This is a genomic window from Aeromonas sp. MdU4 (assembly GCF_041929505.1).
Lineage (GTDB): Bacteria > Pseudomonadota > Gammaproteobacteria > Enterobacterales > Aeromonadaceae > Aeromonas.
The window spans coordinates 50243-63681 of the sequence record NZ_JBHFMW010000012.1 but is presented as its reverse complement, the minus strand read 5'-3'; the positions used below and the strand labels follow the sequence as shown (position 1 = coordinate 63681).

11 protein-coding genes and 1 pseudogene are annotated in these 13439 nt (G+C 60.3%); 7 read left to right on the top strand and 5 right to left on the bottom strand.

Annotated features, from left to right (window positions below):
- Nucleotide 1 precedes the first annotated feature (1 nt).
- The gene (moeB, locus tag ACE1BR_RS06520; protein ID WP_374868665.1) at nucleotides 2-757 is read right to left on the bottom strand and encodes a molybdopterin-synthase adenylyltransferase MoeB; all 756 of its coding nucleotides are present in this window, start codon (nucleotides 755-757) and stop codon (nucleotides 2-4) included.
- The gene (moeA, locus tag ACE1BR_RS06515; protein ID WP_374868774.1) at nucleotides 754-1980 is read right to left on the bottom strand and encodes a molybdopterin molybdotransferase MoeA; all 1227 of its coding nucleotides are present in this window, start codon (nucleotides 1978-1980) and stop codon (nucleotides 754-756) included. Before moeA ends, moeB begins: the two co-directional genes overlap by 4 nt.
- A 260-nt stretch (nucleotides 1981-2240) precedes the next feature.
- Between moeA and folE the strand changes: the two genes are divergently transcribed.
- Nucleotides 2241-2897, top strand: a complete 657-nt coding sequence (folE, locus tag ACE1BR_RS06510; RefSeq protein WP_374868663.1) for a GTP cyclohydrolase I FolE — start codon at nucleotides 2241-2243, stop codon at nucleotides 2895-2897.
- Nucleotides 2898-3316: 419 nt separating this feature from the next.
- Nucleotides 3317-4972, top strand: coding sequence for a methyl-accepting chemotaxis protein (locus ACE1BR_RS06505; protein ID WP_374868661.1), 1656 nt, complete (start codon nucleotides 3317-3319; stop codon nucleotides 4970-4972).
- 127 nt (nucleotides 4973-5099) lie between these two features.
- Here ACE1BR_RS06505 and ACE1BR_RS06500 read toward each other — a convergent pair whose 3' ends face one another.
- Entirely contained in the window at nucleotides 5100-6830 is a 1731-nt protein-coding gene (locus ACE1BR_RS06500) for a formate--tetrahydrofolate ligase (RefSeq protein ID WP_374868659.1), read from the bottom strand.
- A 67-nt stretch (nucleotides 6831-6897) separates the two neighbouring features.
- Between ACE1BR_RS06500 and ACE1BR_RS06495 the strand changes: the two genes are divergently transcribed.
- Nucleotides 6898-7308, top strand: coding sequence for a hypothetical protein (locus ACE1BR_RS06495; protein ID WP_374868657.1), 411 nt, complete (start codon nucleotides 6898-6900; stop codon nucleotides 7306-7308).
- On the opposite strand, the gene ACE1BR_RS06490 is transcribed toward ACE1BR_RS06495, so the two are convergent.
- Entirely contained in the window at nucleotides 7305-8201 is an 897-nt protein-coding gene (locus ACE1BR_RS06490; RefSeq protein ID WP_374868655.1) for a LysR family transcriptional regulator, read from the bottom strand. The two genes, ACE1BR_RS06495 and ACE1BR_RS06490, sit on opposite strands and share 4 nt — an antisense overlap.
- Nucleotides 8202-8310: 109 nt before the next feature.
- Here ACE1BR_RS06490 and ACE1BR_RS06485 point away from each other — a divergent pair, with 109 nt between their 5' ends.
- The 4 genes and pseudogenes from ACE1BR_RS06485 (at nucleotide 8311) to ACE1BR_RS06470 (ending at nucleotide 11281) form a co-directional block, all read left to right on the top strand.
- The gene (locus ACE1BR_RS06485) at nucleotides 8311-8871 is read left to right on the top strand and encodes a YceI family protein (RefSeq protein WP_374868653.1); all 561 of its coding nucleotides are present in this window, start codon (nucleotides 8311-8313) and stop codon (nucleotides 8869-8871) included.
- Nucleotides 8871-9600, top strand: a pseudogene (locus tag ACE1BR_RS06480) (hypothetical protein). The gene ACE1BR_RS06485 and the pseudogene ACE1BR_RS06480 overlap by 1 nt, the downstream one beginning before the upstream one ends.
- Before the next feature lie 183 nt (nucleotides 9601-9783).
- Nucleotides 9784-10920, top strand: coding sequence for an adenosylhomocysteinase (locus ACE1BR_RS06475; protein WP_374868651.1), 1137 nt, complete (start codon nucleotides 9784-9786; stop codon nucleotides 10918-10920).
- A 52-nt stretch (nucleotides 10921-10972) separates the two neighbouring features.
- Nucleotides 10973-11281 (top strand): SelT/SelW/SelH family protein, encoded by a 309-nt coding sequence (locus ACE1BR_RS06470; protein WP_374868649.1) that lies wholly within the window; start codon nucleotides 10973-10975, stop codon nucleotides 11279-11281.
- A gap of 110 nt (nucleotides 11282-11391) precedes the next feature.
- Here ACE1BR_RS06470 and pepT read toward each other — a convergent pair whose 3' ends face one another.
- A complete protein-coding gene (gene pepT, locus ACE1BR_RS06465) occupies nucleotides 11392-12615 on the bottom strand; it encodes a peptidase T (RefSeq protein WP_374868647.1) in 1224 nt (407 codons plus the stop codon).
- Between the last annotated feature and the right edge of the window lie 824 nt (nucleotides 12616-13439).

The following is a 13439-nucleotide window of genomic DNA, read 5'->3' as shown; positions in this document are numbered from 1 at the left end:
TTTAAGCGTGCGAGCAGACCGGGCAGTCGGGCCGCTTGGGCAGCTTCATTTCGCGGAAGGTACCGCCAAGGCCATCGATCATCAGTAAACGGCCGCTGTAGTTTTTGCCCATGCCAGCCAGGAGCTTGATGGCTTCGAGCGCTTGCAGGCTGCCCACCAATCCCACCACGGGGGCGAGTACCCCCGCTTCGACGCAGGTGAGTGCCTGCTCGCCAAACAGGGCGCTGAGGCAGGCGTAGCAGGGTTCACCCTCCTGCCAGGTGAAGCTGCAAACTTGGCCTTCGAGCCGGATGGCGGCACCGCTGACCAGCGGCACACCGTGTTGGCGGGCCTTCTGGTTGAGCAGATTGCGAATGGTCAGGTTGTCGGTGCAATCGAGTACCAGCTGATGCCGGGGCAGCAGGGTATCGAGCAGCTCCTCATCCGCCACGGTAGCGTGGGTCTCCACGTTAAGCCAGGGGTTGAGAGCGCGTAGCGACTGCGCTGCCGAGTCCACCTTGTAGTGGCCGATCCGCTCATCGGTGTGCAGCACCTGACGTTGCAGGTTGGAGAGCTCCACTTTGTCGAAATCGACCAGCGTGAGCTGGCCGACCCCGGCCACCGCCAGATACTGGCTGGCAGCGCAGCCGAGGCCGCCTGCACCTATCACCAGCACCCTGGCCAGTTTGAGCGCCTCTTGCCCCTCAAAATCGAAGGATTTGAGGATGATCTGGCGGTTGTAGCGCAAGAGCTCTGCGTCGCACAGGATCTCGCTCACAGCAGCAATCCCCCGAACGGTTCGACGGTGACGGTTTCGCCTGCCGCGACGCGGCCACGCTCGCGTTCAAGGATGATGTAGCAGTTGGCTCGCGACAGGGAGCTGAACACGGCGGAGTCCTGCGAGCCGGTGCTGCGCACTTCAAGGCCGTTTGGTCCCTGACTCAGGATACCGCGTTGGAAATCAAGCCTCCCCGGCGCCTTTTTAAGCGGCTCGGCCGCGATGGCGTTGAGCTGGAGCGGGCGAGCGAAGTGTTGGCCAGCCAGCTTGGCCAGCGCCGGTTGCACCAGCTGATCGAAGGTGACCATGGCGGAGACCGGGTTGCCCGGCAGGCCGAAGAACCAGGCGCGGGGCAGGCGGCCGAAGGCAAACGGCTTGCCCGGTTTGATGGCTAGCTTCCAGAAGCCGATCTCGCCGAGCTCGTCCAGCAGCTGTTTGGTGAAGTCCGCTTCACCCACTGATACGCCGCCGGTGGTGATGAGCACATCGGCCTCTTCATCGGCGCGGAGAAAGGCGGCGCGTAGCTGGGCCGGGTCGTCCGGGATGATGCCAAGGTCGAGACAGTCACAGCCCAGACGCGCCAGCATGGCCCGAACGCCGTAACGGTTGGAGTCGTAGATGTCGCCGTGGGAGAGCGGGGTGCCGACCGGTTTGAGTTCATCCCCGGTGCTGAAAATGGCCACTTTCAGCGGCCGACGCACTGGCACGGTCGCGATGCCAAGGGAGGCCAGCAGGGGCATCTCGCGGGGGGTAAGGCGAGTGCCAGCGCGCAGCACGCAATCCCCCTTGCCGATGTCGCTGCCTGCCAGGCGAATGTTCTGTCCGGCGGTGGGGTTGCACAAAAAAGTGATCCGATCGCCGTCGGCCTGCGTTTCTTCTTGCATCACCACCGCATCAGTGCCCGCGGGCACGGGTGCTCCGGTCATGATCCGTACGCAGTGGCCAGCGGGCCACTCGCCCTGATAGGGCTGACCGGCAAAGGCTTTGCCTGCCATGATGAGGGGCGTGCCGTTTGCCAGATCGGCCAACCGCACTGCGTAACCGTCCATGGCCGAGTTGTCGAAGGGAGGCACGGCGAGGGGGGAGGCGATATCACTGGCAAGGATCCGGCCAAGGGCTTGTGGCAGGGGCAGTGGCTCGCTGTCGCAGCAGCAGGCGAGTTGCTCCAGCATCCCTTGCAGGGCATCGCTTAACGGCAGCAGTGCGCTGGTATCAAATCCCATCGTCATGACCTCTTTCTATGATTGAAGGCGGGATTATCACAAAATTCCCTCGGGATGGGCAGGCTATCTCAAGGGAATCTCGAGTCAATAGCAGGCGAAAAGGGGGGTCATGGTCATAAAGTATGAGGTGACGCACAAGTTGACTTGAATCTTGGCGGCAATGGCCGTTTACTATGCCGCCATAACCGATATGGCCGACATAACATAAGGGGTTGCTCGGCGAGCGACCCTCACTGTCCCTGAGCGTGGGAGATAAGATAATGACAACCTTAAGTCAGGAAGCCTTGCAGGTCATGGCTGCCCTCGAAACACAGGGACTGGAAACCCCCTTGGTCGCCAATGAGCTGAACAGTCAGCAGAAGCGGGAGAAGATCGAAGGCCATATGCGCGCCATTATGGAGACGCTGGGGCTGGATCTGGCCGATGACAGTCTGGCCGAGACGCCGCACCGCATCGCCAAGATGTACGTTAACGAGATCTTCTCCGGCCTCGATTATTCCACCTTCCCCAAGGTGACGGTGATCGAGAACAAGATGCGGGTCGATGAGATGATCATGGTGCGCGACATCAGCCTCACCAGTACCTGTGAACACCACTTCGTCACCATCGACGGGTTGGCCCATGTGGCCTATATCCCCCGTGGCAAGGTGATCGGACTCTCCAAAATCAACCGCATCGTGCAGTTTTTTGCCCGCCGTCCCCAGGTGCAGGAGCGACTGACCCAACAGATCCTGCTGGCGCTGCAAACCCTGCTCGGTACTCAGGATGTGGCCATCAGCATCAAAGCGACCCACTACTGCGTCAAGGCGCGCGGGGTGATGGATTCGACCTCCTACACCACCACGACCTCCCTCGGCGGAGTGTTCAAAACCCAGCCTGACACCCGGGCCGAGTTTTTGAGTGGCCTGCGTGGATAAAACAATGGTTGTTTTGTAACCGCCTAGCTGAATATGTGCTGAATAAAAGAGACGCCAGCAGCCCTTGCTGGCGTTTTGCATTGGCAAGGGTGAGCGTCGTGGCGTTACGGTTTGACCTGAAGTGATAGCGGCAGGTAAGCGTTATGCATTTCTTCGATTTATTCATCTGAACGGTATATTTAATCGAGGGCGAAAAATCCCCCCTTTTTACCTTACAAAAAGTAACCAAACAGACTCTTTCCGGGCTACAACAATCCGGTTAATCTAGTGGCCTCTTCAAGACGCTCGCTGTCGCTCATGGAATTCAGAGATATTCATCAAGGTTGGATGGTCCGCCACTGAACCAGTGGTCGGTTAGTACATGCCATGGGGTGTGGACCGGACGAGTGCAACGAATTTAACGACCACCAGGATACGCCATGAATACCAGTTCAATGACCATAGGCAAAAAACTCACCGCCGGCTTTGCCGTGCTCGGTTTGATGGTCGCCTTTATCGGCGGCTTTTCGTTGCTGGAGTTCAGCAATATGAACCGGGCCGCTATCGGTTTTACCGACAGTATCCTGCCTGCCGTCAACCGCACCAATGCGATCGGTGACAGCATCAGCGAGTTGCGTCGTTATGAACTGGGCCTGTTTCTGGTGGCCTCGGATCCCCAGAAGGGGAGCGAGTATCGCAGCATGGCTTCGCAGTTGGTTGAGCGTCTCAAGCAGCAGATGATCGACCATGACAAGACCATCTGGGCACAGGATCTGGAAGAGCGTCGCACCTTTGATATCGTCAAGTCAGACTGGGCAAGCTATCTCGCCCTGCACCAGCAGGTGAAGCAGATGCAGGACAGCGGTCTGATGGCCGAGGCCCAGCAAGTGTTCATGGAGCAGGGGATCCCTCTCTACAACAACCTGCACAAGTCCGTAGCCGAGCTTATCCGCATCAACCATAGCTATGCGACCGAGTCGCGCAAGGTGGTGGTCGCCTCTTATGACTCTGCCAAGTTGAGCGTGACGATTGCGCTGGTGCTGGGTCTGGTGCTGGTGGTGGCACTCTCCATAGTGCTGACTCGCCAAATCCGTGACCCGCTCATCATGCTGGCCCGTCAGGCCCAGCGCATTGCCAATGGCGAGCTGGGGCAGGGCGAACTGCAACAGTGGATCCGTGACAACCGCTTCAACCGTGACGAACTGGGTCAGCTGGGGTCAGCCATCAACCGGATGCAGGGCTCCCTCTCCGATCTGGTGAGCGAGATTGCCGGTTCCGTGAGCCAGCTTAGCAGTGCGGTGGAGGAGGTGAGCGCCATCTCCACTCAATCTGCCAGCGGCATGGCCATTCAGCAGAGCGAAGTCTCCCAGGTGGCGACTGCCATGAACGAGATGCAGTCCACTGTCAATGAAGTGGCCCGCAATACCACGGATGCCATGAGCGCCGCCAAGGATGCTTCTCGCACCTCTGCCGCTGGCAGTGACGTGGTGCGCAGCTCCATCGCCAGTATCGAAGAGGTATCGGTCAAGATTGAGCAGGCAGGTACTGTGGTACAACAGCTGGAAGCTGACAGCGCCAACATCAGCGTGGTGCTGGATGTGATCCGCGATATCGCCGGTCAGACCAACCTGCTGGCGCTCAATGCCGCCATCGAAGCCGCTCGTGCCGGTGAACAGGGCCGTGGTTTCGCGGTCGTTGCCGACGAAGTGCGTTCGCTGGCTCAGCGTACCCAGGACTCCACCGCCGAGATCAGCAAGATGATCGAGCTGTTGCAGAGCCGTGCTGCCGAAGCGGGCAATGCCATGCAGTTGAGCCGCCACCAGATGCAGCAGAGTGTCGGTCTGGCGCGGGATGCTGGCACCAGTATCGATACCATTAATGGTGCCGTGGTGCGCATTACTGACATGAATACCCTGATTGCTACGGCCACTGAAGAGCAGAATGCGGTGACTGAAGAGCTCAATCGCAGCATCGTCAACATTCACAATGCGGCGGACGAGAATGCCCAGGGGGCCGATCAGATTGCCCAGGCCTGTGTCGAGCTGAGCAAGCTGGCCAGCACCCTGCACCATATGACCCAGCGCTTCACCCTGTAACAGGTGACGTCTGGATAACAGAAGGCCCCGCCAATTGGCGGGGCCTTGTTGTTTCTGGCCGGTTTGTTGATCGTAGGGTCGAGTAGCGAAGCGTAATCGGCCGAAGCCAGATCCCTCACCTGACCATTTAGCTCAGGCCAATTATCTCGCCGTTCTCATCGATATCGATATGACGATAGGCTGGCAGGCTGCCCAGCCCCGGCATGGTCATTATGGGGCCCGCCAGGGCATAGACGAACCCGGCACCGGCACAGAGCCTCACCTCGTCGATGGGGACCTCAAAATCACGGGGCACCCCTTTGAGGGCCGGGTCATGGCTGATGGAGAGCGGCGTCTTGGCCACGCAGACTGGCAAGTGGTTCCACCCCTCGGCGGCAAGTTGTGCCAGCTGCTGGCGCACTTTGTCCGAGAGCTGCATGCCGCGCCCGCCATAGCCACACTCCACCAGCGTCGCCAGCTTGGCTTCAAGGCTTGCCTCGTCGGGATAGAGCAACTTGACTTTGCCCGGTTGCTCGCAGGCAGCGACCACGGCGTGGGCCAGGTCACTGGCACCGGCACCACCCTGGGCAAAGGCGTTGGAGATGGCGCTGCCACAGGCTCCGGCCCTCATCGCCTCGCGGGTCAGCAAGGCAAGTTCAGCCTCGCTGTCGGTGGGGAAGCGGTTGATGGCGACCACCACGGAGACGCCGTAGCGGCGGGCATTGGCGATATGCCAGGCGAGATTGGCACAGCCCTGTTCAAGGGTCGGCAGATCCTCGCGCAGCAGGCTTTCCGGCAGCGGCTGGCCCGGGCGGATGTCGAGCAGACCGCTGTTGGCCTTGAGGCCACGTACCGTCGCCACCAGCACCACGCAGGAGGGGGTCAGGCCGGATTGGCGACTCTTGATGTTGAAGAACTTCTCCAGCCCCATGTCGGAGCCAAAGCCTGCCTCGGTCACCACGTAATCGGTGAGACCGAGCGCCATGTGATCTGCGATGACCGAGGAGTTGCCATGGGCGATGTTGGCAAAGGGGCCGGCGTGCACCAGTACCGGGGTCTGCTCTGTGGTCTGCATCAGGGTCGGCAGCAGGGCCTCTTTGAGCAGCACCGTCATGGCGCCCGCCACTTCCAACTGTTCGGCTGTGATGGGGTTGCCGTGAATGTCGCGGGCCAGCTGGATGCGGCCGATGCGCTGGCGCAGGTCTTTCAGGTCGCTTGCCAGCGCCAGAATGGCCATCAGCTCGGAGGCGGCGGTGATGACGAAACGATCCTGCCGTTCAACCCCGTCGGCGGCGCCACCCTGACCGATGGTGAGGTGACGCAGGGCGCGGTCGTTCATGTCGAGGGTGCGCGGCCAGAGGATGTTGTCGGCATCGATATCGAGCCGCGGCAGGCCAGTTTTGGCGCTGAACTGGTCGCCGAGTTTGCGCTCGTGGAACAGGCGGGCATCGAGGGCCGCCGCCGCCAGATTGTGGGCCGCCGTCAGGGCGTGAAAATCGCCGGTGAGGTGGAGGTTCATCTCCTCCATCGGCACCACCTGGGCGTGGCCACCGCCAGCAGCTCCCCCCTTGACCCCGAATACCGGGCCGAGACTCGGCTGGCGGATGGTGGCGATGCTGGGCTGGCCGATATGGTTGAGCCCCATGGAGAGGCCCAGCGTGGTCACTGTCTTCCCTTCACCGAGCGGAGTGGGGGTGATGGCGCTTACCAGTACCAGCTTGCCCGCTGTCTTGGGCTTGGCCTTGAGCAGGTCGAGGCTGAGTTTGCCTTTGTAGTGGCCGTAGGGGCTGAGCAGGTGCTGGGGGATGGCGAGGCGATCAGCCAACGCGTGAATGGAGAGACGGGGGGACTGGCGGGAGATCTCGATATCGCTTAGCATCAGCACCTCGTTGGCATATCAGGGTAAAATATGCGGCGCAGTCTAGTGGAATATAACGGGTAATCCAATGACGAAAACGTTTTTATGTGGTGGTGAGCAGGCTCAGAAGCCTCTTCTGCTGGATCTCAATGAGCTCTATCATCCTCCCAAACAACCTTTCACCGCCTTTGGTCTGGTCAGTGCGCTGGTTCCGCTGTTTGGTGTCGGCTGGCAGGCGATGACTGCGGATCCGCAGACCCAGCTGCGTTACGAGCTGCGCAAGCGGGTCAATAAACACAGAACCGATGAGGTGAATCTCATTCTGATTTTGCAATTGGCCGCTATGTTCGATTGCCACGAGGTGGTGGTGACGCTGCCCTACACACTGAGCGAAGAGCAGCTTGCGGCCATTCGCACCCGGTTGCCGCGCTGGCAACTGACGCAGGAAGCGTTGCAGCTGCAAGCCACACATGCTCCGGCAACGTCTGCCAAGCCTTAAGATTCCCACTTTTGCGGGGCGAGATAGCGCTCCTGCACAAACTCGATAAAGCAGCGCACCTTGGCCGAGACGAAGCGGCGGTGCGGATAGACTGCATAGAGTCCCACCTCACCCTTCTCCCACTCCGGCAGCAGGCTCACCAGCTGCCCTGCCCGCAGCGCCTCTCCCACGATAAAGGTGGGCTGCAATATGATGCCTTGATCATCACAAGCGGCGCGGGTCAGTGCCACCCCGTTGTTGGCCCGCAGCGGTCCCTGCGGCCGGATACTCTGTGCCTCGCCACCCTGTTTGAAGTGCCACTCCGGTTGGGTCAGGGTGTAGACCAGACAGTCGTGCTGTTTGAGATCCTCCGGGCTCTGCGGGGTTCCCTTGCACGCCAGATAGGCGGGGCTGGCGCAAAGTGCCAGCTGGATGGTGGCGAGCTGGCGTGCCACCAGTGAGGAGTCGCTGAGATGGCCGATGCGCAGCGCCAGATCGAACCCCTCTTCCACCAGTGCTACCCGCCGGTCGCTGTACTCGATATCGAGCTTGAGGTCGGGGAAGCGTTCACGAAACAGTGGCAGGGCGGGGGAGAGGTGGAGATAGCCAAAGTCCATCGGTACCGAGAGCTTGAGAGTCCCGTTGGGTTGCTGGTTGTGGTGGGTCAGCTGGCTGTGGGTCTCTTCCAGCTCCGCCAGCAGGGCGAGGGAGCGCTGGTAGTAGAACTGGCCCGCTTCGGTGGGGTTGACCTGACGGGTGGTGCGCGACAGCAGCCGGGTGGCGAGGGACTCCTCCAGCTGCTGCATCAGTTTGGAGGCCATGGCCACCGAGATGCCAAGCTGGTTGGCGGCCTTGGTAAAGCTCTGGCACTCCACCACCTTGATGAAGGTGCGCATGGCGGCGATCTGATCCATTTTCCATCCTCAGTAAATAATGAATTTAATGAATCGCTGATTATTCATCCTGACGACGAGGTTAGCATGTCCGCCAACGATGTGAACCCCAAGATGAAGGAACGAACGGATGAAAATGAGCAAAGCCCTGCTGGCCTCCTGCCTCTTTATGGCAGCCCCCCTGATGGCGGCGGAGTACGATGTCGACCCGGCGCACACCACGGTGCAGTTCAAGGTGGGCCACCTTGGCTTCTCCGAGCTGGTGGGCCGCTTCAACACCTTCAGCGGCACTTTCAGCATGGATGACGCCCATCCGGCCGCGGCCAGGGCGAGCTTCGAAGTGGATGCCGCCAGTGTGGACTCCAACCACGAGCCCCGTGACAAGCACCTGCGCAGCCCCGATTTCCTCGACGTGAAGCAGTATCCGAAGATGACCTTTGTCAGCTCCGCTTACGAAGGAACCAAGGACAAAGGCGTACTGAAAGGCACTCTGACCCTGCACGGCGTCGCCAAGGAAGTGGCATTCGATCTGGTGAAGATCGGTGAGGGCAAGGATCCCTGGGGCGGTTATCGCAGCGGCTTCAACGCTTCCACCACCATCAAGCGCAGTGACTTTGGTGTGAGTTACATGCTGCCCGGCATTCCGGACGAGATGAACATCAACCTGTTTGTCGAAGGCGTGCGCAAGTAATGGGCGCCTCACTTTTGCTGCAAACCCTGGCGGCTCCTCTGGGAGCCGTTTTGCTGTCGTGGCGTTGGCCGCGGCTGGGTTATCTCTGGGGCGCTCTGGCTGGTGGGATCCTTGTTGGGCGGAGCCTATGGCCTGCCGGTTAAGGCGTGGCAGTGGTTGCCGCTGACCTTGCTGGTGCCAGCCATCGCGGCGCAGGTGACCGATCTGCGCGGTTCGCTGCTGCTCTTTGCCGTCGTCGGTGCCTTGATATGGTGGCAGGGGCTGGCCTCGGTGCTGGCGAGTGAACCCATGATCTGGCTGGCACTGCTGCCCGCCATCTGCTGGTTTGGCTGGAGCGCCTTGCGCGGTGACAGCCTCGAGGGGCTCGGTTTTGCTCTTGGCTTTATCTGGCTGGCGCTGGTGATCGGCATCGATGGCAGCCTGTTGATTGCCCAGTTGGCCGGGGCCTTGGCCGCCTTCGCCGGTTTTGGCGCGCTGCTCGCCGCGTTCACCGGTCGCAAGGTGATGCCTGCCGGGTTGGCACTGGCGTTGGCCTTCGTCCAGATGCTCGCCTGGCAATATGTGGAGGTGCCGCTGGTGGTATTGTTGCCGGTCTGGTTGCTGCCTGTGCTGGAATGGACATGCCGTGACAAACGGTTGCCACTGCGTTGGGGAGCACAGATCCTGCTCGCCACAGCGGGAACCGGCATCAGCCTGTGGTGGGTGTGGCCAGCTGCTTCTCTATACTGATTTTTGCATGAAAAACAGACGATTACGGCCATTTTTGCATGTCTGCTCATACTCTTGAGAGATAAAGATTGAGCCCCCTATGTGTTTCAGATAAAAAGGATTTTCAATTTATTTGGACACACACAGAACCCGGCTGTGCCGGGTTCTGTTTGCCTGCTTTGCGGCACATTAAGGAGGCCACAGTTGCGCAGTCAAGGATCTGAGCATCTGTTTTTTCGCCATTTCACCGGACAGGGACGCATCGACGGTCTCTGTATTCTTCTGGTTACTCACCTGCTGCCTGATCGTCCCCGCTTTATCGAGGCGCTGGGTCAGATCGGGCGGATCGGCGCTATTTTGCCGAAACCCAAATCGGTCCATGGCCCAACCCTGGAGTGGGTCTCTCGCCACTATCCGGTTGTACCGCTTAATCGCCAGTGGACCAACTGCCCACAGGGGGTGATCGAGCAGATCGCGCCACTGGTCGCCCCCCATGAGCGGTTGCTGATCCTCGATATCGGTGGCTACTTTGCCACGACTCAGGCGACCCTGAGCGAATACTTTGGCCCCCGTCTGCTCGGGGTGGTGGAGATGACCGAAAACGGCCATCAGCGCTATGAGCAGGAGGTGCTGACCACCCCGGTAGTCTCGGTGGCGCGTAGTCCCCTCAAGCAGGCCGAGGATATCCAGATTGGCCTTAGCGTGGTCTACTCTGCCGAGTCGCTGGCCCGCAATCTCAACCGCACCTTCAACGTCTGCGAGGCGGCACTGTTTGGCTATGGCAAGGTGGGGCGCAGCATCGCGCGCGACCTGCGTGGTCGCAACCTCCATCTCGGCTTGGTTGAAACCGACGTGCTGCGACAGGTGGAGGCGCTCTCCCACGGTTTTCGTCTTATCAGCAAGGCGGAGGCGTTGAGTCGCGCCGAGCTGGTGATCTGTTCCACCGGCAATGGTTCGCTCGATCTGGCAGATCTGCAGGCGCTGCGTCCCGGCACCATGGTTGCCTCGGTCACCTCTGCCGACGACGAGTTCGCCTTCTCGCTGGCCCAGCTGCCCTGGCCGACGGAGGAGGTGTGCCCCCATGTGCTGGCCCTCAATCGGCCGGATGGCAGCCTGATCTATCTGCTCAACCGGGGCGAGGCGGTCAACTTCGTCCATGGTGCCGTGATTGGCGAATACGTCTATCTGGTGCTGGCGGAGATCATGGAGGGGATCCGCATGCTGGCGGCTGGCCCCCTTGCTCCCGGTCTGTTCGAACTGCCAGAATCGGTGATGCGCGCCATCGCTCGCTATTGGTTGGCTGATTTTCATGGCGTCGAGCAACAGGGCGTCAGCCAATAGAAGAGGGCGGTATGCCATTTCCTGCCATTGGCCGATTTTTATGGAGTCACCTATGACCGAATCCGAAACCCTTATCAGCAAACCCCGCATCGAGATCCGCTACTGCACCCTCTGTCGCTGGATGTTGCGTGCCGCCTGGCTGGCGCAAGAGCTGCTCTCCACCTTCGACAGCGATCTGGGGGAGGTGGCGCTGGTGCCCGCCAGCAAGGGGGAGTTCCGCATTCTGGTCAACGGGGTACAGGTGTGGGATCGGGTGGCCGACGACGGTTTCCCCGAGGCGAAGGTGATCAAGCAGCGGGTACGCGACATCATTGCCCCCGAGCGAGATCTCGGCCACTCCGATCGCAAGACGAGCGGGTAACGGCAGACGGCAATAAAGAGCGCTGTGCCGCGTTTGGTGCGAGGTCAGACAACAAGAGAAGAGGGAGGCGTTGGCCTCCCTCTTCTCTTTTGCTGCCGGTTGACCGGGGATTAGCCGCGCCAGGTGGCGGTGAGGCGAACCAGCTCGATCAGGGTGGCGACTGATTTCTCCATGGATTGCAGCGGGATGAACTCGTGCTTGCCGTGGAAGTTGTGGCCACCGGTGAAGAGATTGGGGCAGGGCAGGCCCATAAAGGAGAGGCGGGCACCATCGGTACCGCCGCGAATGGGTTTGATTTTCGGCACCACGTCGGCGGCTTCCATGGCGGCGCGGGCCAGTTCGACGATGTGCATGTGCGGCTCGATCTGGCTGCGCATGTTGCGATAGCTGTCGGTCAGGGCCAGCTCGATGCGGGCCTTGGGACACTCGGCCTGCATGGCGGCCACCCGGCTCTCCATCTCGGCCTTGCGTGCGGCGAAACGCTGGTCGTCAAAGTCGCGGATGATGTAGTGCAGGGTGCTCTCTTCCACGGTACCGCTCATCTGGGCCAGGTGGAAGAAGCCTTCGTAACCTTCGGTGCACTCCGGGGTCTCGGCGGCGGGCATGGCGGCGTGGAAGCGAGCGGCCAGGGTCTGGCTGTTGATCATGCTGCCTTTGGCGGTGCCGGGGTGGACGTTGTTACCAACGAAACGGATGTTGGCGCTGGCGGCGTTGAAGTTTTCATACTCCAGCTCTCCCAGTTCGCCGCCATCGACGGTGTAGGCCCACTTGGCCGGGAATCTGTCCAGCGGGAACAGGTTGGCGCCGCGGCCGATCTCTTCGTCCGGGGTAAAGCCGACCCAGATATCGCCGCGCGGGATCTCGGGGTGTGCCTGCAGATGGTCGATGGTGCTGAGGATTTCGGCGATGCCCGCCTTGTCGTCGGCGCCGAGCAGGGTGGTACCGTCGGTGGTGATGAGATCCTGCCCCAGGTAGTTTTTCAGGAAGCGGTAGTCACGGATGGCGAGCACCTCGTCACCCTTGCCAAGGCAAATATCGCCGCCCTGATAGTTCTCGATGATCTGCGGTACCACGTGCTCCGCCTCGTAATCGGCGGTATCCATGTGAGCAATCAGGCCGATGGCGGGAGCATCCGGCTGGTTGCCCGACAGGCAGCCAGTGAGATAGCCGTGCTCATCCAGGGTGACCTGGGTCAGCCCCAGAGCTTCCATCTCCCCTTGCAGGGCGCGGGCGAAGATCAGTTGCCCCTCGCTGCTCGGGCAGGCGGGATTGGTTTCGTCAGAGCGGGTATGAAAAGTCACGTAACGCAAAAAACGCTCAAGCAGGGTATCCATTAATCAGCCTCCGGTTGTGAGCGCTCATTTTGCGCCAATCCGTCCCCACCACTCATTGCGTCAGCGCAGGTTTTTTCCATTTTTTACCTTGGTCCTACCAGCGGCCCAAGCACAGTCGCTGCCGGTTTATTGCGCATAAAAGTCGCCACTTCGGGGATTTTTAATCACGACTCAATGCGGGGTTGTTGGCCTGCAAGTCCCGCATCACAAGGGCTGTCTCTTTTGAGGGGGAAAAGCGACTCTTTTCAGCGCGAATAACAGGGTGGGGCGATCATGCGCTATCCCAGCCCCCGCCTGCCCGCCAGCAAGATTTGTTCGACTTATTAAAAGGGGATTTTGAACACTATTTTTTATTGTCACCGCCTGCGGTAAGTGTGTACACTCCGCGCCGATCCGAAGGTAACCCTGAAGCAGGCAGAGCCGCCAGAAACCGGACCGATCATACGCCTATAGGGCGAGGCACGCAGAAACGACAGACACTGCTGGGGAATGGTTTCTTTAATACCGGTTAGGCTCCGGTATCAGGGAGAACAACAGACTCTCATCCTTCATTTGACCGAGTGGGCCAATGGCTCATCATCTTCCCTTGTCATGGGCGGTCACTGACGGTGAGGTGGGCTGTGGTTGTTGTCGTCTATCTACACGCATGCGTGCTGGCGCCTTCGCTTCTCTTCCTTGGAACCCTCTCCTTCTGTCGGGATCGCTGCCGAATGATGAACTGACGGCGTGGCTGATGTCGTCTGTCATCAAAGTACCGCGGCGCCACGGCATAGTGGCACCGCATACCGTTGAGCTTGATGTAAAGCCACCAGCCCCACATCAAG

Excerpts from the sequence above, each read along its gene's own strand:
- ACE1BR_RS06470 (WP_374868649.1), top strand. The coding sequence starts at position 10,973 with ATGACCGAATCCGAAACCCTTATCAGCAAACCCCGCATCGAGATCCGC.
- ACE1BR_RS06500 (WP_374868659.1), bottom strand. The coding sequence starts at position 6,830 with ATGCTAAGCGATATCGAGATCTCCCGCCAGTCCCCCCGTCTCTCCATT.
- moeA (WP_374868774.1), bottom strand. The coding sequence starts at position 1,980 with ATGGGATTTGATACCAGCGCACTGCTGCCGTTAAGCGATGCCCTGCAA.
- ACE1BR_RS06490 (WP_374868655.1), bottom strand. The coding sequence starts at position 8,201 with ATGGATCAGATCGCCGCCATGCGCACCTTCATCAAGGTGGTGGAGTGC.
- folE (WP_374868663.1), top strand. The coding sequence starts at position 2,241 with ATGACAACCTTAAGTCAGGAAGCCTTGCAGGTCATGGCTGCCCTCGAA.
- pepT (WP_374868647.1), bottom strand. The coding sequence starts at position 12,615 with ATGGATACCCTGCTTGAGCGTTTTTTGCGTTACGTGACTTTTCATACC.
- ACE1BR_RS06505 (WP_374868661.1), top strand. The coding sequence starts at position 3,317 with ATGAATACCAGTTCAATGACCATAGGCAAAAAACTCACCGCCGGCTTT.
- ACE1BR_RS06485 (WP_374868653.1), top strand. The coding sequence starts at position 8,311 with ATGAAAATGAGCAAAGCCCTGCTGGCCTCCTGCCTCTTTATGGCAGCC.
- ACE1BR_RS06495 (WP_374868657.1), top strand. The coding sequence starts at position 6,898 with ATGACGAAAACGTTTTTATGTGGTGGTGAGCAGGCTCAGAAGCCTCTT.